The following is a 20,711-nucleotide window of genomic DNA, read 5'->3' as shown; positions in this document are numbered from 1 at the left end:
GCGGCAGACAATCCTGCCTACCTATTTATCAGCCAGCCGCGAAGCTTGGGCAACGACATCATGGCACAGTATAAATGGACCGCACAGGAGATCAGCAGACAGCTTGGATTTTCGGGATTGACGGAAGGATTGGAGAAAACATATGCCACCAATAGTTCCACAGCCAACCCCTTTTGGACCATTCATGAAAACCACAATGAAGATCGTCGGGACCGCATCATAGGGTTACTCCGTCTGAGTTACGACTTTGCTCCTTGGCTTAAGGTCACAGCGACCGGGGGTACGGACTTCTATACCGATCAACGGTTTCGCTACCGTCCAATAAACACCTACCAAAGCTTGAACCGAAAGGGTGATATTCGCGAAGAGGTCATCAGAGCCCGCGAAGACAATTTTGACGTCCTCGCTAGCTCCAACTTCAAATTGACCGATGACATTAAACTCAGTGCCAACTTAGGGGCCAGCCATCAAAGCCGGTATTTGCGTATGACAGGAAATTCAGGTAATCAATTTATTGTTCCGAATCTTTTTGTAATCAATAACACCACGACAAATAGTTACATATTTGACCTGATCGAGTCCAAGATTAATTCGGCTTATCTATCGGGCCAGTTCAGTTACAAAGACTATTGGTTTGTTGATTTCTCTGCCCGTAACGACTGGTCTTCTACCCTGTCAAAGGAAAACAATTCGTTTTTCTACCCGAGTGTAAGTTCCAGTTTAGTCTTATCGGATGCCTTCAAATGGCAATCTAACGCACTGTCTTTCGCCAAAATCAGAGCTTCATGGGCCCAGGCCGGTAGTTCAGGAAACCCATATCAGCTGACAGGAGCTTATAGTCTCAACCAGTATACCCATGGTGGTGTACCGATGGCTTCTTATACAGAAATTATTCCTGATCCGAATTTGAAAAACGAATTGACCACGTCGATCGAAGCTGGGGCAGATCTGAGATTTCTAAAAAACAGACTTTCTTTCTCCTTCACCTACTATCAGGCTAAGACAAAGAATCAGATTTTGGACGTACCAATCTCCCCTTCCAGTCTCTATGTAAAGAACAGGATCAACGCTGGAGAAATTAGCAACAGAGGTATTGAATTTGTATTGGGAGCAACACCGATCAAAAGCGAATCGGGATTTGAATGGAATACAACCTTCAATTACAACCGCAACAGAAATAAAGTTGAATCACTCTATCCCGGTGTAGAAAGCTTTTTACTCGCTACAGACCGCGGGATAAATGTGGTTGCGGAGGTCGGAAAACCATTTGGCCAGTTAATTGGGACACAGTTTGCATGGATCAAAGATGATCAGGGAAATAGGTTGATCGACCCGACCACTGGACTCCCTTTGCGCACAGCTGGACGTGTAGAAACCGATCTTGGAAATGCACAACCCGACTGGCTAGGTGGTTTTGCCAATACCTTTAAATATAAAGGTTTCAACCTCTACGCACTTGTCGATATCCGTCAGGGCGGCGTGATCTTCTCCCAATCCAATCGTGAGCAGATCATTTATGGTACTTCTAAAAAGACCTTGGAAGGCCGTGATGGCACCTACGTTGCCGAAGGGATGGTCGGACAAAAAGATGGATCAGGGAACTGGACAAGTACAGGAACAAAAAACAGCAAGCAGGTTGCCGCACAAGATTACTGGAACATTGTTGCGAGTGACAAAGAAGTCATGGTATCCGAAGAAATGATCAATGATATGAGTTATATTGCCATGCGCGAAATCAGTCTCTCCTATTCTTTCCCTAAAAAGCTGATGCCACATAAACTTGTTAACTCCCTAAAATTGGGCGTCTATGGGCGGAATCTATTTTATTTTCAACGGAAAACTGATGGATTTTCACCAGAAGCTTCTGCTTTCAATGTAAACAATAGCTCGATTGGTATTGAATCAACTTCACTTCCAATGATGCGCACATTCGGTATTAATCTCACTGTTGGTCTGTAAACCCTTTATCATGAAAAAGAAACTATTTAAAAATACATTCATCGTCGGACTTATTTCTGTGGCAGGATTAGGTTCATGTACCAAAGATTTCGAACGGATCAATACGCCGCCGACATCGGTCACCACTGTAGACCCTTCCTTACTCATAGCCCGCATTCTACGTGATGGCACTTTTCAGGAATCTGGGGAACTACCCAACAACAAGTTCGGCTCTTGGATCCAACATTGGGCCGGGGGACCGGTAGTGCCTGTTTCTCGATATTTTGAAGGACCCGAAAATCTTATTTGGTCGCAGCACTACACCTTGCTCCGCAATATCGTTCAGATCAAACAGGAATTAAGCGGCAAGGAAGACAATGCAGAAGGAAGAAGTAAACTGGCTATTGCCGAGCTTTATGAAGCATACCTCTATCAGCGCCTTACAGATTTGTTTGGTGACATCCCCTACTCTGAGATCACAAAATCCAATAAGGAAATTAACCGTACGCCCAAATTTGACAAACAAGAAGAGATCTATCCGGCACTGGTTCAAAAGGTCGATGCAGCTATGGCAAAGCTTACAAGCGGCGACCTGTCTTACGGCTCTTCAGATTTCTTTTACAAAGGCAGTATTGATAAATGGAAAAAATTTGGCAATTCGCTCAAATTAAAGCTCGGCATGCGCATGCGGTACGCCAATCCTTCTTTGGCCCAGAAAACGGTTACTGAAGCCATGACTTCTGCTATAGGTCTATTCTCCAGCAACAGTGATAATGCCGCAGTACCGACCTACAACGATGCTCAGGCTGAAAACCAGAACCCAATTTTACGTCAAATGACTACCGGAAGTGCCGATCTACGTTATTTGGCTAATACCCTGGTTGAAAAACTCAAAGAATACAATGATCCAAGGCTTCCTTTACTTGCCGAACCGGTCATTAGCAATGGAGTCGCAACCTATCAAGGTATTGGGGTTTCGTTGACCGATAACCAACTGTCACAATTAATTCGTGCCAACTATTCAACGGCGAATAAGTCTACTTGGTTCAGCCTTTCATTTGCACCGATCCCAAGCTATGCCTTTACCTATTCGGATATCTGTTTTTACAAAGCCGAAGCTGCACTTCTTGGCTGGGGTGCTACACCTGCAAATACCCAAACGTTCTTTACAGAAGGGGTCAAAGCTGCGCTGGCACTTCCGCCATACAATATGACGGCAATCCCCTCTGCATACGAACCTGTGCTCAATCTAAGCGGCTTGACTGACGAACAGAAAATGGAGAAAATAGCGACACAAAAATGGATTCACCTATTTGGCCGGGACATGGAAGCCTTTGCCGAATGGCGACGTACAGGATATCCTCGATTAACCCCCGGTCCTAACCCAGGTTCCACCAACGGACAAATACCGCGTAGAGCTATTTATTCCAGTGAAGAGGCTGAGTTAAACGCAGCAAATTTAAAAGAGGCTGCAGCACGCTTGACAAATGGTGACTCGTTCCTATCCAAAGTCTGGTGGGACAAGAAGTAACTGCACTTTTTTAGCCGAGATTATAGACAGACAAAGCTGTTCACAATCATTCAAAGAAGTGCTAATAAGTAGGGCCCTGATATTAATATCAGGGCCCTACTTATTTCTTCTCATCTCCAATTCGCATGGTTGTCAGGTCATACCAATACAATATAAGTCAAACGATACTATCGGATCCTCTTAAATAGTTCCGTTTTATTGTGCTGTATAATTTTCAACTCATTACCGCTGATGGAAAATTTTCCGGAGTAATAAATTAAGCTGTCTTTCCCCAAGTCATCATTCCCCTTTGGAGGGTAAAACAACAATGAGTCCGCTGAAACACGATAAGATCCGTCAGTTGCATTTTTTACCGAACAGGGTAATTTTGACTGAAAATGCTGGGCTGCCTCAAAATATAATCTTTCCTTCGTAATCGCATGTTCCCAGGCTCCATACAATTCATCTTTCGCGAGGTACTTGTTTTTCAATACCGCCAATAATGTAACAATTCCAATCGCTGCCAATGGAATATAGATGAATTTAATTTTACTGACTTTATTGAACCAATTAGGTCTATCTGCATCGGTAAATAAAGGGGCGCTGTCAATAAAAAAGGCATAAAAAGCTTTATAATCTGATAAAAGCACGAAAACAGCCATTAAGGTAAGAACGGTTGCCATACCTTTTGCACCCTGAATGTCAAAGGCAAAATCCATCAATAAAATATTGACGATAAAGGTCAGAAAAAGGATCACACCGATTCTGGCAGTTTTGCGAAAAAAGAGCAATAGCGCGCTGATAAGCTGCGCAACAGCAATTGCATTGCCGTACCATTTGGAATAGCCAAAATAATACCATGTCAATTCGAATCCTGAAAGCGCTGAAAGCGGTTTATCAAACACGCTGGGTTGTGAGGTAAATTGTGTTTCCAGGAGCTTAGCGGCAGCGTACGAAATGATTACAGTTGCCATAAAATACCGGCAAAATGTATACAGATAAAGATGTAGTGTCTTCCAGTTCATGTTGTGGGAATACGAGGTTAAATTAAAGTGAAAACAGATGATGCACATCTGATCATCAAATTTATGGTTTTAGAAAAGAGTAAAATTGTAAAAATGGAAACTACTCTACAATTAGCCAAACATTTTCTTTATTCACATCAACATCTTTAAAAAAGCTATTCGGGTTTAAAGCTGTAAATGCCTTGAAGTCCTTAATATAATGCGATTGATCGTAAAACCCTGTATTTAACAAAAGTGAAAATCGCTTGGATTTATGTTGCATTTTCAAGGCCTGTCTAAAACGATGTATTTTTTTGTATTCAGAGGGGGATTTACCTAAATTCCGCAAAAATAATCTGTTAATATACTGTCGGGAGAAATGATACTTCTTAGCTAATTGATCGACCGTAAGTTCGTTTTCGAGATCTGTCAGCATTTGTCTAAAGATCGTAAGATCTTTATCCGCTTTGAGTTTAGACAATAAGTAAGACTCTAGTTCAATAATTTGAGACGTTCTATCCAAAGAAAAGAGTGTCCTCATTTTATCATTAAATCCATCCAAAAAATTTATATCAATCTGTGTTTTCCTTATAAAGAGCTTTGCAGGATCTTCAATGAAATGATTGATGCCTAAGGGATGAAAATAAATAGTCAATTCATCAACAAGTTCCTTATAGAAAATCTGCATCGGTTTGGTATACCTAGAGACAACGCAAGTCATAATATTATTTGTTTCAGAAGAACTTATCGTGACGAGGTCCCCTTTATCTTCCACCTCAAACTGCTGATTCACTGTTAAAATACAGTAGTTATTTGGAAAAGTCCAATACTTAATAGGCCCACTATCTTGATTTTTAGTAATGAAATAATATCCTTTAATGTATTTTCTTAATGTTTCGTTAATCGGCTTATAAAAGTCTAATTTCATGCTTTTAAAATGGTACTTTCCTCAAAAATAAAACTGTAATTCATGTCCCTTTTTTAATTCAGGGACATTTTTACGAAAATAGGATCGACAAATGTATTAAACGGGAAATTGGGCAGCGATTTGAAAAAAAGATTTTACGTACTCTACTCAAATTACGTCAATTCCAAATCGTCAAGGCTAATTTTCTCTTTCTTTACTTCAGTAATTTCCTTTTCTAATTTTTTTAAGTTTTCATCAATCAATGCTATACTACCTTCAGGAAGAACTGTCTCCCGGTCATTCGATTTGATCGATTGCGTCGTCACAACTAATTCCAGATCGTAATCTGTCAGATTGATTCCTTTGACGGGATAGCGAGGAAAGCTCCAGAGTTTAGGATAATCTTTTTTTTGCTGATTGAAGACTATCGTATTGACACGAAACTCACCTGGCTGGAGCACACTGTCAGATTCGCCAAAAACAGCCTGCTCATTACTGATAATAGTTTGTGAAGAACGTTTTTTCAGCACATACGAAAAGCCCTGACTTCCTTTTAGCGGCTTTTTACCCATATACTTCATAGTCACTATAATTCTGGGAACAGGTTCGCCAAAGAAATCTTCGAGTCCCAGTTCAATCGGTTCCAACTGAAAAACAGCCAGCTCTTTCTTTACCTGTTCAAATTCAGTTTTATGTTTTTGTAGACTATCGATCTCATTTTGAAGATGAGCTATTTTCCTTTCCTGTTGTTTTTGAAGGATGTCATCGGCCAGGTCCAATACTGCACCGTAAGATTTTCCATCGATCATACCCAACGAAATACGATTTATTGATTCCTCATTATATTTTTGAGGTTCGTTCATTTTGAGCCACATCGCTTCGGATAGTGCCACTCGCAAGGCCTTTTCCAAGTTCGCTTTTTCTTTGTCATTCAGCTTTGCTTCTACCTTTTTACGGGAACTGTCAAAGGACGACTCGTCCTTTCCACTTAGTCTTTCGCTACAAGAGCTTATAGATAATGTCAAGAATAGTCCGATCAGTGCGATTTTTATGCATTGTTTCATTTTAAATAGTTTTAGTATACAAGATATCGGCTAAGCTTGCATAAAGCTAATGCTTAGGTAACGCTGTTCTTAAATCAATTGAACGTCCTCTTACTGCTAATTCCATCATATCGTTCAAGCTGAACATAAGAACGCAGAATTTAACATTCAGTTTTTTTATGAGCTGTTAAAAATATACAAAAAACGTTATCTTAAAAATTAATTCAACACAAAAAGCTACATTTCACAAGATAGCCCCCAACTGACACTTTCCAACTGTCGCTATTGATAACAGCCCGCTGACTCAGCGATATTTGTACTAGGTATTTTGGCCAAACACCTTAGAACAATCTGAAAATAAAGGAATTCGAAAGGTGAAATTTTATTTCCCCCTGAGTAAAAGATGCAATTTATCGTAATCTTCCCAATCACCGAAACCTGCGAAATTTGGTTTTTCGCTCCATGAAACCATAGCTTTACAATCAAAACAGATCTTAGCGATCCCAATGCATTGCTTATTTTTATAGAACACAAGGATATCTCGAAATTCATAAATACAAGAGGTGTCGACATGATCTGTTCTTGTTTTTAAGAAAAATAGTGAGTCGACAGCACGATAGAGAGATTGATCCAGTGAGCCTCTAACATAGCCTATATTCTTCAAATGAGATAAAAGGGAAAGATCCAACTTATCATCTTCCAGTACTGATAACAAAAGACGCTCTTTCTCAGATTTATTCTTTTTGTCCTCCAATTCACCTATTTTAAATAAATCAATATCCACAAAATAATACTCCAGTGAATCAAAATTAGATGGTATCGGGACCGAGGATTCTTTTCTCCGCCGTTCTATGGTACTTCCACTATTCATGCAACCTTGCAGATAAATAGCACTGAAAAGTAGGCATCCAACGGTAAAATATATTATTCTTTGCATACAAATAATTTACAGGCTTTTGAATGGTTTAACTATTTTCAAAATTATCAATTTCATTTCATAATCTAGTCGAAGAGAAAACCACATTTCTTAAGCACCCCATTACACAGCTGAAAGGGAGCTGTTGCGAGCGTTACAGATGCTAAACTTAGTTGAACATGCAATGGGAAAATTTGTGTTCAGCCGAAGTTTATACAACATAAAATGTAGTAGTAAAACAACTACAGCTTTATAAAAATTAACCGCAACAAAACTTAACTACAAGATTTTTGGTTTACTTTTGTGATAGATATATAATATTATGAAACAGAAATTTTACCTGCCACTTTTAGCATTGAGTTTGACTACTATTATTAGCTGTAACAAAAACAATGATACCATTGATGACCCTAAAAATAATCAATCTGTTGTTATCGACAATAATGCAAGTCAATTGAATGCACGTTTAGATCATCAAAATGCTGGTTTATTGCCGTTATCTAATCTTTTAGCATCCGGTAAGCGCGCAGCCAATGGTTCGACAGTAACTGCCACTCAAAACCCAGACTTCTCATTAGCTTTGGTCGCACAAGTCGCTCCTCCGGATTATGAAGGCAATAAGCTTCGGGCAACCCATGTTGCTGTTTCGGGCAACTACGCTTATGTAAGTTACAATACCGAAGGCGATCGCTATCTTGGTGGTGTCGATGTCATCGACATTTCAGATATTAATAACCCACGTCTTATCGTAAATGCTAAATTGCCGAATATCGACATTAGCTCATTGGCAGTTGATGGCAATAGCCTACTCTTAGCTGGAGCAGCAGATGAAGGTGTATTGGCAAAAATGACCTCACCTGCAGTTCTTATTGTTTTACCACTTCAGAATGGATTACCTACCGATGCTTATCGTTATACAGGTCTGCCAAGCTATGTGGCAACAGATGTTACTTTTAACAACGAAAGCCAGTATGCTGTTTCAGGTAATGCGGGTGCTATTTCTAAAATCAATAAATCTTCGGGTGCTATCGAAAAATCGGTAACTATTGCGGATCTCCTATCTGTAAGAACATACCAGAATCAAGTGTATGTGCTTTCAGGAACACAGGGGATAAAAGTTGTATCCAATAATCTTGATCCGGTTAAAACAATCAATGTGAGTCAAAATCCAAGTTCAGCAAAGCGTACTATCGATTTTTACAGCAGTTATCTTTTAGCTTCTGAAGGCGCTCAGGGCTTGGGTATTTATAATATAAATACAGGAGCTCTAGATAAACGCATTAGTATTCCAGTAAGTCCTGATGACAGCAACATGGATCCGGAAGATATTGTGACCAATGCTGTATCTACAAACGACAAACGTGTATTTGTTGCCAACGGTGGTGCTGGTATCGCAGCCTATCAATTTGATACACAAAACAACTTTAACTATATCGGTAGTGCAAGTTTCAATGCGATTGACAACAGTTCAAGTAATTTTGTGATCAGTAGAGATAACTATGTTTTTGTAGCAACGGGAAAAGGTGGCTTAAAAATTCTTAAACTCATCGATCTGAAACCAACAACTCCAAGCTGTAATGGTACTTATCCAGCTTTCACAGGCAGTACACAAGGAGACCTGAATGTCAATAATGAAGCGAGCTACTCAGATACAAAAACATTTGCCTCAAATGTCAATATCAACCGGAATTTTAACTGGTGTGGCACACTTAATATCAATGGAAATTCTGTTAACATCAACAGCGGTGTATTCAATATGTATGGTTCAATCGCTTTGAAGCAAAACATTAACGTCAATTCAACAATGAATTTGGTGGGCTCAGGTGTTATTGGTGGAACTTTTACCGTAAACGGAAGCGGTATCTTGAGTGTAACAGGTTCACTTTCTCAGGGAACTGTCGGATCAAAATCCACTTCATTTATCAATGGTAAGATGGTTATTGACGGTGAAGTTGTCGTATACGGTAACTTGACTATTAATGGTAGCGGAAAGGTAGAATTTGCCAACAGTAAGTCCAAATTAATTGTTTATGGAAGTCTTACAAATTGGGGAAGCGTTACTAACGGAACAATTACACAAGTCAAATAAGACATTGTATAGCCATTAAGCAGAACACAAAAAAGCCACATCAGATGATGTGGCTTTTATATTTACCGAGAATTACAAAAAGGTCATTATATTGTTGTTATGCTTAAAACCTCATAAATAATCTTATTGCAAAATAGTCCGTGGGGTCAGCGGAACCTTTTGCTTCCAGGTACCCTTCACTTGGAATTCGTGTCCGGATGTTTTATTCTTGATCGTGAAGATATAATTGCAAGTTCTTTCGAGGTATTTGAATTCACCTCTCGCGGTTATCTGGGCATTGGGCTTGAGCAGCAGTTCTTGTTTATCTCCAGATTTAATATAATTTTCAAAAGTTTTGCCTTTGCTGTAAGGAACTTTACCTTGCCAGCGAACTCCACCATTTACCATTAATTCATCCATGAAGATCGTAGAGTCTGTTTTATTGAGCCAGTCAAAAGCGCCGTAGCTGTCACTTATGAATTCGGAACTATACTTTACGTCCTTAAAAATGGCAGTGATATCGACTTTTCGCTCTCTATTTGAGCTATTTACCAGATTCATCGCAGTACACCCTTCGGTACTGACATAGATTTTCCGGCTTTCTTTCACTTCTTTGATTTCTTTTTTGACCAACTCATATCCGTCAGCCCTAGTTTGAATAAAATTCACTTCATCCATTTTATCCGCTGATAATATGCCAATAGCAAAATTCCTAGGCTGATCACTAAAATTTTCCAATAAGGTCAATTTAAGCTCGTTATTAATTGTTTTTTCCAACTGTAGCCACCCGCCGTCAACCCCAATCGAGCCCGTACGCTCCAACTTGAGCTTTTTTCCAGTGGAATCTTTCAATATTTCTCCTGTAAGGGCATCTTTGACATAGGATACATACCATAAATCCGCTTTGATCGGAATTACATTTTCCTTGATTCCGGTTTGTAAGTTGACAGCTTTAAAACCGGGATCTATTAGACCTCCTTGTGAATTAAGTCCCTCTTTAGAACAGGATGTTAGTATAAGCAGACAAAAGGGCCATACCAGATAAGAAAAGGAAAACGTTAGCTTCAATGGATTTTTCATGAAATCGATTATTTATACAACACAATTTACCAAACAAAATCTATCTTGTAAGTTAAAAAAAACAATAGACCTTTCCCCATCAATCCCAAAAAAAAATACGCTTAGGCCAGAAATCTTGACAAATAAATAGACATCTTGACAGACTAATCATCGCTATATTAACTTTCGTCACTACAAAAATGCCGTTCGTCAAACTCTTTTTGCCAAGGAATTGATCTTTCGTTCTTTTGAACAAATCAAAACAATATAAAATGAATAACAAAGCAATTTTATCATGCATCGTATTATTTGCCATGATGTTTAGCAAAAAACTGTTTGCTCAGGAGCAACCTTTCATTCAATTGGGTATAAAAGGGGGAAGTAGTCTCAACAAACTCAACACCGAATTAGCAGACTTAGATGACAAATATGCCATAGGATTACACATAGGGGGTATGGCAAGAGTTAATCTTGGAAGAGCCTATATCCAGGGTGAAGCTCTTTTCAATAAACGAAAAGCAGCACTTAAACCGCAAGGGCAAACCGAAAGCAAACTCAAATGGAATGCGATTGATATCCCCGTCGTTGCAGGCTACAAAATCTACCAAAATCAGGACATCAATTTCCGGGTAATAGCTGGTGTAATTTACAGTTATACGCTAAACGACAACTTGCCGCCTCTAAAAGCAATACAACAAGGAATCAAACATTTTGACAAATCAAACTTACAAGTTACCGGCGGTCTGGGAGTCGATATTCAGCGATTTACACTCGATGTTCGTTATGAACGCGGTTTTTCTGACCTTAATAAATCTTTTAAATCCAAACCACAGGCATTTTCTATTGGATTGGGTTACTTTATCTTCTAAAACAATGAATAAGTTTTACCTTTGGAGCTACCTAGGAATCAGGCTCCAAAGGTATTTTTTTTAAATCGTCATATGTTCAAAAAAAACTATTTAAATAAACATCTTTTTCTCATTTCTTTTTGGTTCGTTCTTGGGTTTGCTGTATGGATTCAAATAAAAGGCGAGTTCGATTCGCTCCAGGCTTTACTGCACACCTCGCTAATCATGGCTTCTTCGATTATTGTATCGCAGTGGCTGAGCGACCGGGTTCTACCGCGAGCGATCAAGGCTCAACAAATGAAACCTTTTGTACTAAAAGCAGTGCTTTTTGTAGTTATTTTAGCTATTTTAATTGGAAGTATAGATTTCTATTTCATTCTCACCAAAGAAGGAATAGCTAACCATGAACGGACAGAGCTAATACTCACTCATTTCTATCAAGCAATTCCATCTTCCCTACTGATCAATGGTACGGCCTGCGGAATTAGATTTTATCAGGAACATGCAGATATTCAACGTATCCATGGTCAATTGCAGCAGAATTTTCTTGAAAGTCAGGTAAAATTTTTACAGGATCAGGTCAATCCTCATTTTATGTTTAATGTCTTGAACCATATTCATATCCTCATGAAAAAGAATGTGGAAATGGCCGATTATTTGCTTCTGAAATTTTCGGACATTCTGAGGTATCAGCTCTATGAATGCAACCAACCGCTCGTACTTTTAACACGCGAACTGCAATATTTACAGGATTTTATAGCCATAGAAAAAATGCGGTGGGGTAACGAACTGGATGTAAGCTGTTCATGGAATCAATCTTCAAAGGATTTATATATTGCACCATTGATGCTCATCTGTTTTGTCGAAAACGCATTTAAACACGTAAACCGTCTTCCAAATCAAAAAGGGAGCATAGCGCTATCCTGTGCTGAGGAAAAAGGAAAACTTCAATTCAACATCAGTAATAGTTATCAGGACTGTCCGCAATTAGCTTCGACAGGACACTCGGGCATAGGGCTGGAAAATGTAAAAAAAAGACTGGAACTGCAATATGAAAACAACTATTCGTTAACAATCCATAAACTTGACGACAGTTTTACTATACAACTGACCATCGATCTTAACAGCTAACTATTGACAATGGAAGAAATTAAAATGAAATGTATCATCGTAGACGATGAACCTATGCTGCGCCAACATATTGCCGAAATGACCGAGCAGATCGATTTTTTGGATTTAGTGGAAACATTTCCTTCAGCACTAGCTGCAACTTCGAGGTTACAGCAGGGCGATATAGATCTTATTTTTTTAGATATTAATATGCCCTACCTCAATGGTATAGACTTTTTAGACTCCCTTGACAACCCGCCTTTATGCATCTTCATCACAGCTTATTCAGAATATGCGTTGGAAGGATTCAGACTTCAAGCTGTTGATTACCTCCTCAAACCTATAATTTTCCAGCGTTTCTATCAGGCCAGCTCCAAAGCTTATCAGCTTTTTGTACAGCGGAACAAACCCTTACAGGAAAGTAGTCCGAATGACAATATGTTATTTGTAAGACAAGGGGATGCTTTTGTTAAAATCTCCTGGACAGATATTCTGTACGCGGAAAGTATGCAAAATTATACAAAACTTCACTTTAAAGAGCGTACAATTACAATCCATCAAACCATGTTAGCTTTGGAAGAGGCATTACCCGGCAACCATTTTTTTCGTATTCACAAATCCTACCTAGTCAATGTAAACCACATTGATATTATTACTGGAGGGAGAGTATATATACAGGAACAAGAATTACCGATATCGCGTACAAAAAGAGAGGAGCTTCTCCAAAATGTTGTTTTTAAGAAGCTCCTCAGCAGATGATTAAGGCATATTCCATTTAAGTGCTACGGAAGTATAGAAGGTTGGAGAAAACCGGGGATCCGCCTGACTTTTGTTCTTGAATAAACTTTTCAGCGACCTATCATTTTCTACATACAATCTGGCAAGTGTGCTTCCGCCGGTCAGCTGGAGCTTCAGGCTCTTGCCCAAATTGAACTGAGGCTGAAGCCCAGCTGTCAATAACATAAAACCGGCCAAAGTAGATTTCCCATTTTTTTCTCGCTCTGCAGTCATACCATCTAGATTAACGACAGCACGAAGATCAACCATTTCATTGAGGTGATAGGATGCGGAAAGACCCTGTGGGAAATTCACATTGAACTTCACTTTTCCATTTGTTTTCCAGTCAAAATACAAGCCAGGTAAGATCATTGGCACGCCAAAACTATTGCTCAACACAGGGCCAAAACCAAAAGCTAAATTCGGTCTAAATTTTTTGATAAAAAGCACTCCCCCCTGCCCCAGTACATCCTTACCATTTACTTTAACGAGGTCTGAATAAATCCCAACGGAGGCAAAAGTCAATAGAGACCAATTTTTCCTTAATGAGGTCAGGTATTGAAGTCCCATTTCAGCATTGAGCATTTCAGTCGGGAATAAGGGCTCTTCGTACCCTCTATTTTCCATCTTTGCATAAGCTGCCCCTATCTTCCAGGACCAGCGTTTTATATTGCCAGAAGAATCTATTTTGGTAGATAATGGAACTTCCAGGTTAAACTGTATTCTCCTAAAATCGCTCTTTGAACCTGTCTTAACACTATCTTCAGGGCGAATATAATTTGATAGTGGGACATAATCCACAGCAACCTGTCCCGATACTGCATTTTGAGCATGTGCAGCCAGCGTAGTAAAACCGCTGAGTATAACTGCACATAATACTTGTTTCCTCATGTTTTTTCAACAAAGGAAGCTTTTGGACGGATCAAGCACCAATCTTTTTGATATAGTGCATGTATACGTTGACCAAATGCAAATTTATCGCGATGTCAAAAAATTTATAACGGCAAGAAGTGCGGATCAAAAGCAATGTTATAGATTAATATCACACATTGCCGGCATATTAATTTCCTTTACACAGCTTGCCGCCGAAGTAGAGATAATAAATCGTAATGCTTGGATTACATCTTGCAGGGGAATAAGATTACTTTGTGTTTGTACAATAACGTTTTCTATGGTTTCATTATGATCAAATTCTGTCGCTAAATAGCCCAAATTTAATATGGAAACACCTATTTTATCTTTTCTAAGGTTTTCTCGTAAGGAATGGACAACACCACGTAATGCAAACTTTGTCGCAGAGAATGCAACTTCTTTTCCACTGTGGTTATCTAAACCCCAAGTAGAACCAATCAATATAATCTTAGCGTTGGACGATTGTCTTAAATTATCTATTACCGACTGTACATTTAAAATGCAAGACGTAATATTCGTATTGATTAAGTTTATTATTTCGGAGGCGCTGCTATCTGCAAAATTATACGCTTCCGTAAATGCATCTTTTTCCCATATCCCAACATTATAGATAAAATAATCAATCCGCTGATTTCCTATTATCGCCTTTATCGTCTCCGAAGATTCTTTCGGTTGGGATAGATCGGTAGCAATCCATCGGATGTCTGAATTGGCACTTAAATAATTTGGTTCATTCCTGGAAATACCAAATATTAGATCATTCTGACTTGGCAAATTCAACGCTATAGCTCTGCCTAATCCCCTACTTATCCCAAAAATCAAATATGTCTTGCCACCTGTTTTCAATATCTCTACTGTTTTGTTGTGCTCGGATGCCATTTTTTTCTTAGTTTTAAATATCCACTAAGATAAGATTTATTTTACGGCCTCTACTTTGAATCCTTTTTCTCGGAGTAAGGTAATTAGCCCCTGATCACCGACCAAATGCCCTGCGCCAACGGCAATAAAACAGGATTCTTCATTGATCATAGGGGGTATCAGGTTACTCCAATTCAAATTTCTCCCAATTAACAATTTTTCTTTTTGTTCTTTCGTCATCCAGGCTGGATCTTGGAGCAATTTTGTCAACTCTTCCAAATTCTCTGATTTATAAGCTTGAACCATCTTAACGGTCAATGCAGGGTATTCGTCCAACTGAAAAACAGATTCGATGAACAATTTAGGTGTAATGAGATCCTTCAGCAAATTAAATTGAAAATCAGGTGTCTACAACTCTCCTATTACCTTTCCTTGGCTGGTCGCAAGTGCTGACAGCTCAACCTCATAAGACTTCATCTTTGTCGGATCCGGGCAATTAAATCCTTTCATCGAGAACAAGGATATAACAGCAACAGGTTTATGGTATTAAATGCTAGTCCCCAAAAATTCTCGCTGCTGTTTTTCGCTTTTAATATCTTCAATATTTTTTTCAATCAACCAGGCTCTAAAATACTCCGGATCTTGCGGTGTAAAATGGATTACTTCACCACATTTTAAAAGTAGGGAAAAGATTCCGCTAGCGGCAGCGAATTTTATGATTTCGTTAGAATGGTATCCAAGTTGGGAAAAATACTCCATTGTTCTTATTCAATTCTAAAAATAAATGCTTTCCACACCAATGCAGATCCATATGGCCATTGATCGTTCAGAAAGCATATTAATTTTTATTTCCTCACAGTTTTATAATTCATTCAAATATCGTAAATTATTTCAATTATTTCATCAAACAGATTATTAATTTAATTGTTATTTTCATAAATTAATCAAACAATTAACAAAGCTTCTACCAGAAATTATAGCTATCCTAGTTCCATTGAATTCAGATCCAATCAATTTTTCCACAGTGGAGAGGTTTTATTTCGACCGCATCATTCTACATGACATCAGGAGTAAATCTGAAGATGAGTTGGGATCCAATGGATATATGATAGACAGCTTAGAATCAAGCCTATGGTACTTTTTGGGAGAAAGAAAATTATAGAGGCACTGTTTTAGGGATTATTAATCTCGGAGGAGAGACAGATACTGGAGCCCCCCAGGGGCAGGCTCACAGTTATATATTATTTTGGTACGCTAGTAAGGATCAATTCGAAAAAGGTTGTCCTTTACCTGTTTCAATATATGCTTCTAAACTTTTCACAAATTGTCGCCATCCATCTGTACAAATATCATAGCATTCGATTTCAGGGGATAAGCCAATATGTTCAAGTTGCAACACAATCCCGTTTTCTTTTTCTGTGATGCCCCAAACGATCGTTGTGCCAATCCATTCTTTTTGATTTTTCAATCCGGGAAGGGCTATCAATGAATCTTCGACATGCCAAACAACTTTTGCATTTTCATGTAAGTCTTCCACTTGCATTACTTTGTAAATAAGATCGCCAAAGCGAATTGTAAATCTATCGTCCTTCTTATTGGAAGAGCCCTCAAACATGGTTGTCCACCAAAATGGTATTTCATCGGTTAGTGCTTTAAAGACCCGATCTTTTGTTACACCCAACTGGATAGTTTGACTATAATTTTCCATTGCGAATTTTTATTTTTTGAATATTAAACACGACCTCGATTTTCCGTTATTATTAACGAATTTATAGATAGATTTTCCAATCGACCTTAGCATAAGACAAGTTTTTCTTTAGTGTCAGGATAGTACATGACGCTTATATAAAATTTATTGCGGATAATAGCTATATTACTTTTATACTCCAAACAACACGTTATTAATCAAATATAAAACCATCTATGAAGACTATGCTTCAAAAATTAGGAATATTAGGACTTCTGATCGTGCTAAATCTCTCCACTTTCGCTCAAAAACTAGCGGTAATTGACCTAAAGGTAGAACATCTGAGCAATCCATTGGCCGTTGAAACCGAGATTCCGAGATTGAGCTGGAAAATAACCTCTACGGAGAAAAACACACAACAAACCGAATATGAAATCCGAGTGGGAACAAACAAAACTTTCTTAAATAAAGATAAAGATCTAGTTTGGAAACATCGTGCTTCCACAGACCAATCTGTGTTAATTGACTACGCGGGATCTCCCCTTCAGTCAAAGAAAAAATATTTTTGGCAAGTCCGGGTAACAGACAATCACGGCAATACATCTGCCTGGTCCACAATTGGATTCTTTCAAATGGGAATCTCTGCCTCAGATTGGTCTGCACAATGGATCACTGTCTCAGGAAAGGACACTTCGTCCCGAAGTCCACTTTTCAGAAAAGAATTCAGCCTGAAAAAAAAGATAAAATCAGCGATGGCCTACATTACGGCAAAAGGCCTATACGAAACCAAGCTTAACGGCGTCCGTATAAGTGACACATATTTTGCTCCGGGATGGACCAGTTACAAGAACCACTTGCAATACCAAGTTTACGATGTTACAGCATTGCTTAGAGTGGGTTCGAATGCGTTGGGCGCAAGTCTTGGCAATGGCTGGTATAAAGGCCGTATTGGTTTTGGGAACCAACATAATTTCTATGGCGATACAAGGGGACTGCTTTTACAACTTGAGGTCGAATATACCGACGGCACAAGGGAAACAATAAATACGGATGAGAACTGGAAGTATACTTATGGGCCTATTATGGCGTCGGATATCTATGATGGAGAGATTTACGATGCTAGAATGGAGATTACTGGATGGGATAATATTGATTTTAAAGAAGATAGCAACTGGAAGAATGTAAATGTGATGAACAAAGAAACGGAAAAGCTTATCGCGATGAGCGGTCCTCCCGTTAGGAAACATGAGCAGTTTAAAGCCCTCAGCATATTTAAAACCCCAAAAGGGGAAACTGTGGTAGATTTTGGGCAAAATTTGGTCGGATGGGTGATGTTAAAGGCACAGGGCCCTACTGGAACAAAGATTACACTAAGTCATGCTGAAGTACTTACTAAAGAAGGTAATTTTTATACAACAAATCTACGATCTGCCAAGGCTCAGGACAGCTATATTTTAAAAGGTGGGGCCGAACAAATCTTTGAGCCACATTTTACTTTTCAGGGTTTTAGGTATGTTAAAGTTGAGGGCTATCCCAGAGAATTAAAATCCGATGATCTAACGGCCGTGGCTCTCTATTCTGATATGGCGACAACGGGTAAATTTACGACTTCCAATCCCCTAATCAACCAATTGCAGCACAATATTCAATGGGGACAAAAAGGAAATTTCGTAGATGTACCTACCGACTGTCCACAACGCGATGAACGCTTAGGTTGGACAGGCGATGCACAAGCTTTCGCGAATACCGCTGCTTACAACATGGATGTGGCAGGATTCTTTACAAAATGGCTAAAGGATGTCAAAGCTGACCAACAACCCAGCGGGCTCATTCCGCATGTCGTACCAAATGTACTCGGGATCAATGATGGCGCGTCAGCTGGTTGGGCCGATGTAGCCACAATTATTCCTTGGGATATGTATCGCGCTTATGGAGATCGCAGAATATTGGAAACACAATACGAAAGTATGCAAAAATGGGTGGGTTATATTACTTCTGTTGCGAAAAATAATCTCTGGAATTCAGGTTTTCATTTTGGGGATTGGCTTTTTTACCGTCCGAATGATGATAATGATGGAAGAGCCGCTGTAACCGATAAATATCTAATCGCACAGACTTTTTATGCTCACTCGACGCAACTACTGATTAACGCAGCGGAGGTCTTAGGCAAAAAAGAAGACGTTGCCAAATACACGGCATTACTTTTTAACATCAAAGCAGCCTTTGCAAAGGAGTATATGACTCCAACAGGTCGCCTCGTATCCGGTACACAGACGGCTTATGTACTGGCACTGCAATTTGATATGTTGCCTGAAGGATTACGAGCCGCATGTGCTGATCGCCTTGTTACCAACATCCGGGATTATGGCAACCACCTCACGACAGGTTTCTTGGGTACCCCTTATATATGCCATGTCTTGACTCGATTTGGACATAATGACGTTGCATACGATCTATTGATGCAAGAGAGTTATCCCTCGTGGCTCTACCCAGTGAAAATGGGCGCTACCACCATCTGGGAAAGATGGGATGGTATCAAACCTGATGGATCTTTTCAAACTCCAGACATGAACTCCTATAACCATTACGCCTATGGCGCTATTGGCGACTGGATGTATCGAACAATAGCTGGAATTAACTCGGCAGCAGATGCTCCGGGTTATAAATCTATCGTTATTGCTCCAAAACCGGGTGGTAAATTAACACATGCATCTGCAGAACTTGAAACGGTGTACGGTACGGTAAAATCGGCCTGGCTGTTAGAGAATAATCTATTGAAACTAGATGTCACCGTCCCGGCAAATACACGGGCAAAAATTGTACTCGTTGATTCCAGCCACGATATAGGTTCGGGTACTTATCATTTTGAAAGTAGTGTCAAATAAGCATAAAAGCCACGTCTCACGACGTGGCCTTAAACTAAACATATGAAACAATTGTATTTTCTGTATATCGCTGATCATAGCGCAAAATATACTCTTTCGGTGTGCAGCCGATAATCTGTTTAAATACGCGGTTAAAATTTGTAATGCTATTGAAGCCACAGTTATAAGCGATAAATGAGATATTTTCCAAATGTAAATGATCTTTTCCCAATTGACTGCAAACCTCATTAATTCGTATCCGGTTTAGATAACCAACTAAGGTGATTCCACAGTGTTTTTTGAAATAACGGCAGAATGCCTGTGGCGACAAGTGTGCACTCTCTGCTACACTTTCTAAAGTAAGCCCATGTTTAAAATGTGTATTGATATAATGACAAACCTTTTCAATTCGGTTATTTTTTCCAATCGAACAGACGGCAGCCTCCATAAGTTCAGGACAGAGTGAATCTGTTCTCTTTGAAATTTGAGATAGTGTTCTTAACAAATAAAAGAAATGCATCATTTTATCTATCTTTTCGGATTGTTTTAACAACATAATACGCTTAGATACCACTTCGAAATCCATCTTAGGAATCTTAAACCCCCTGGAATCCTGTTTTAAAAATTGCTCCAATGGTTCAAATTCGCCCAACATAAAGAGCTGTTTTAATCTCCCAGCAGGATCAAAAAATATGGAAATCGAACGTGCCGCATCGCTCGCCTTATCTTCAGAAACAGATTTAAATACATGCGCCTGGTTCGCGCCAATGAAGAAGATGTCGTTTTCTTTAAAGCTATGCAAGGTTTCATCCACGAGCAATACACCTCTTCCCTTTGTAATCCACATCAGTTGCGCTTCTTGATGACGATGCAAATGCGGGTAGAAAGATTCCGATATATCCTCTTGAACAGTTATACTCTGTCCTTGTATCACGGGGATATTAAACTGTAGTGTTTTCATAGTGCGTCGGTATTTAGGGTACTCAACATTGGTTTACTAAATATAAATAACAAACACAACATATTTATTATACGTCAATCTGAGATCAAATAAAATATCAAGATTTGCTCATTATTGGATAATTTTTGCACTTTGATCTTTTGGATCTATTAAAAACAAGGGGAGCCCCGCTTTGCCCCCCCTAATCGTTATTGTGTTATACGCGTTACTGTTGGCAGTTTCACCTGAACCTCATAAGTACCTTCCATC

Annotated in this window: 16 protein-coding genes and 1 pseudogene; 7 read left to right on the top strand and 10 right to left on the bottom strand. The window is 39.1% G+C overall.

Going from position 1 to position 20,711, the window contains the following annotated elements; genetic code table 11:
* Together B2X72_RS26485 and B2X72_RS26480 are read left to right on the top strand one after the other, a co-directional pair.
* On the top strand, positions 1 to 1,959 hold a 1,959-nt coding region (locus B2X72_RS26485; RefSeq protein ID WP_286852186.1), incomplete at its 5' end, for a TonB-dependent receptor domain-containing protein.
* Between the two features lie 10 nt (positions 1,960 to 1,969).
* Positions 1,970 to 3,469 (top strand): SusD/RagB family nutrient-binding outer membrane lipoprotein, encoded by a 1,500-nt coding sequence (locus tag B2X72_RS26480; protein ID WP_075991405.1) that lies wholly within the window; start codon positions 1,970 to 1,972, stop codon positions 3,467 to 3,469.
* 167 nt (positions 3,470 to 3,636) lie between these two features.
* Here B2X72_RS26480 and B2X72_RS26475 read toward each other — a convergent pair whose 3' ends face one another.
* From B2X72_RS26475 to B2X72_RS26460, 4 genes are all read right to left on the bottom strand, one after another.
* On the bottom strand, positions 3,637 to 4,422 hold the full coding sequence (locus tag B2X72_RS26475) for a hypothetical protein (protein ID WP_075991404.1): 786 nt from the start codon (positions 4,420 to 4,422) through the stop codon (positions 3,637 to 3,639).
* A 151-nt stretch (positions 4,423 to 4,573) separates the two neighbouring features.
* Positions 4,574 to 5,380: a helix-turn-helix domain-containing protein gene (locus B2X72_RS26470; RefSeq protein ID WP_088160517.1), complete on the bottom strand. Its 807-nt coding sequence runs from the start codon at positions 5,378 to 5,380 to the stop codon at positions 4,574 to 4,576.
* A gap of 152 nt (positions 5,381 to 5,532) precedes the next feature.
* The gene (locus B2X72_RS26465) at positions 5,533 to 6,423 is read right to left on the bottom strand and encodes a DUF6694 family lipoprotein (protein ID WP_075991402.1); all 891 of its coding nucleotides are present in this window, start codon (positions 6,421 to 6,423) and stop codon (positions 5,533 to 5,535) included.
* A gap of 361 nt (positions 6,424 to 6,784) precedes the next feature.
* The gene (locus B2X72_RS26460; protein ID WP_145327723.1) at positions 6,785 to 7,339 is read right to left on the bottom strand and encodes a hypothetical protein; all 555 of its coding nucleotides are present in this window, start codon (positions 7,337 to 7,339) and stop codon (positions 6,785 to 6,787) included.
* Between the two features lie 301 nt (positions 7,340 to 7,640).
* On the opposite strand from B2X72_RS26460, the gene B2X72_RS26455 reads away from it, so the two are divergent.
* Positions 7,641 to 9,407 carry a hypothetical protein gene (locus B2X72_RS26455; protein WP_088160515.1) on the top strand — a complete coding sequence of 589 codons (1,767 nt, stop codon included), beginning with the start codon at positions 7,641 to 7,643 and terminating at the stop codon, positions 9,405 to 9,407.
* 123 nt (positions 9,408 to 9,530) lie between these two features.
* Here B2X72_RS26455 and B2X72_RS26450 read toward each other — a convergent pair whose 3' ends face one another.
* Positions 9,531 to 10,466, bottom strand: coding sequence for a hypothetical protein (locus tag B2X72_RS26450; RefSeq protein ID WP_088160514.1), 936 nt, complete (start codon positions 10,464 to 10,466; stop codon positions 9,531 to 9,533).
* A 251-nt stretch (positions 10,467 to 10,717) separates the two neighbouring features.
* Here B2X72_RS26450 and B2X72_RS26445 point away from each other — a divergent pair, with 251 nt between their 5' ends.
* From B2X72_RS26445 to B2X72_RS26435, 3 genes are all read left to right on the top strand, one after another.
* Positions 10,718 to 11,314, top strand: coding sequence for a porin family protein (locus B2X72_RS26445; protein WP_088160512.1), 597 nt, complete (start codon positions 10,718 to 10,720; stop codon positions 11,312 to 11,314).
* Between the two features lie 204 nt (positions 11,315 to 11,518).
* Positions 11,519 to 12,424, top strand: a complete 906-nt coding sequence (locus B2X72_RS26440) for a sensor histidine kinase (RefSeq protein ID WP_232475693.1) — start codon at positions 11,519 to 11,521, stop codon at positions 12,422 to 12,424.
* 9 nt (positions 12,425 to 12,433) lie between these two features.
* On the top strand, positions 12,434 to 13,162 hold the full coding sequence (locus B2X72_RS26435) for a LytR/AlgR family response regulator transcription factor (protein ID WP_198386042.1): 729 nt from the start codon (positions 12,434 to 12,436) through the stop codon (positions 13,160 to 13,162).
* On the opposite strand, the gene B2X72_RS26430 is transcribed toward B2X72_RS26435, so the two are convergent.
* The 4 genes and pseudogenes from B2X72_RS26430 to B2X72_RS26415 form a co-directional block, all read right to left on the bottom strand.
* Positions 13,163 to 14,071: a DUF6268 family outer membrane beta-barrel protein gene (locus tag B2X72_RS26430; protein WP_075991392.1), complete on the bottom strand. Its 909-nt coding sequence runs from the start codon at positions 14,069 to 14,071 to the stop codon at positions 13,163 to 13,165.
* A 138-nt stretch (positions 14,072 to 14,209) separates the two neighbouring features.
* Positions 14,210 to 14,971, bottom strand: coding sequence for an SDR family NAD(P)-dependent oxidoreductase (locus B2X72_RS26425; RefSeq protein ID WP_088160510.1), 762 nt, complete (start codon positions 14,969 to 14,971; stop codon positions 14,210 to 14,212).
* A 36-nt stretch (positions 14,972 to 15,007) separates the two neighbouring features.
* Positions 15,008 to 15,346, bottom strand: a pseudogene (locus tag B2X72_RS26420) (TraB/GumN family protein); the annotation flags it as partial.
* Between the two features lie 868 nt (positions 15,347 to 16,214).
* Positions 16,215 to 16,658, bottom strand: a complete 444-nt coding sequence (locus B2X72_RS26415) for an SRPBCC family protein (RefSeq protein WP_145327719.1) — start codon at positions 16,656 to 16,658, stop codon at positions 16,215 to 16,217.
* 224 nt (positions 16,659 to 16,882) lie between these two features.
* Between B2X72_RS26415 and B2X72_RS26410 the strand changes: the two genes are divergently transcribed.
* Positions 16,883 to 19,522 (top strand): alpha-L-rhamnosidase, encoded by a 2,640-nt coding sequence (locus B2X72_RS26410; RefSeq protein WP_286852178.1) that lies wholly within the window; start codon positions 16,883 to 16,885, stop codon positions 19,520 to 19,522.
* Between the two features lie 34 nt (positions 19,523 to 19,556).
* On the opposite strand, the gene B2X72_RS26405 is transcribed toward B2X72_RS26410, so the two are convergent.
* A complete protein-coding gene (locus B2X72_RS26405) occupies positions 19,557 to 20,462 on the bottom strand; it encodes an AraC family transcriptional regulator (RefSeq protein ID WP_286852175.1) in 906 nt (301 codons plus the stop codon).
* Between the last annotated feature and the right edge of the window lie 249 nt (positions 20,463 to 20,711).

The sequence above is a fragment of the Sphingobacterium sp. UBA7253 genome (genome assembly GCF_002472745.1).
GTDB classification, from domain to species: Bacteria; Bacteroidota; Bacteroidia; order Sphingobacteriales; family Sphingobacteriaceae; genus Sphingobacterium; species Sphingobacterium siyangense.
Note: the sequence above shows the minus strand (reverse complement) of the source record. Positions and strands in the feature narration are given on the sequence as shown.

Coding starts and splice junctions, on each gene's coding strand:
- B2X72_RS26480 (WP_075991405.1), top strand. CDS start 1,970: ATGAAAAAGAAACTATTTAAAAATACATTCATCGTCGGACTTATTTCT.
- B2X72_RS26475 (WP_075991404.1), bottom strand. CDS start 4,422: ATGGCAACTGTAATCATTTCGTACGCTGCCGCTAAGCTCCTGGAAACA.
- B2X72_RS26470 (WP_088160517.1), bottom strand. CDS start 5,380: ATGAAATTAGACTTTTATAAGCCGATTAACGAAACATTAAGAAAATAC.
- B2X72_RS26465 (WP_075991402.1), bottom strand. CDS start 6,423: ATGAAACAATGCATAAAAATCGCACTGATCGGACTATTCTTGACATTA.
- B2X72_RS26460 (WP_145327723.1), bottom strand. CDS start 7,339: ATGCAAAGAATAATATATTTTACCGTTGGATGCCTACTTTTCAGTGCT.
- B2X72_RS26455 (WP_088160515.1), top strand. CDS start 7,641: ATGAAACAGAAATTTTACCTGCCACTTTTAGCATTGAGTTTGACTACT.
- B2X72_RS26450 (WP_088160514.1), bottom strand. CDS start 10,466: ATGAAAAATCCATTGAAGCTAACGTTTTCCTTTTCTTATCTGGTATGG.
- B2X72_RS26445 (WP_088160512.1), top strand. CDS start 10,718: ATGAATAACAAAGCAATTTTATCATGCATCGTATTATTTGCCATGATG.
- B2X72_RS26440 (WP_232475693.1), top strand. CDS start 11,519: ATGGCTTCTTCGATTATTGTATCGCAGTGGCTGAGCGACCGGGTTCTA.
- B2X72_RS26435 (WP_198386042.1), top strand. CDS start 12,434: ATGGAAGAAATTAAAATGAAATGTATCATCGTAGACGATGAACCTATG.
- B2X72_RS26430 (WP_075991392.1), bottom strand. CDS start 14,071: ATGAGGAAACAAGTATTATGTGCAGTTATACTCAGCGGTTTTACTACG.
- B2X72_RS26425 (WP_088160510.1), bottom strand. CDS start 14,971: ATGGCATCCGAGCACAACAAAACAGTAGAGATATTGAAAACAGGTGGC.
- B2X72_RS26415 (WP_145327719.1), bottom strand. CDS start 16,658: ATGGAAAATTATAGTCAAACTATCCAGTTGGGTGTAACAAAAGATCGG.
- B2X72_RS26410 (WP_286852178.1), top strand. CDS start 16,883: ATGCTTCAAAAATTAGGAATATTAGGACTTCTGATCGTGCTAAATCTC.
- B2X72_RS26405 (WP_286852175.1), bottom strand. CDS start 20,462: ATGAAAACACTACAGTTTAATATCCCCGTGATACAAGGACAGAGTATA.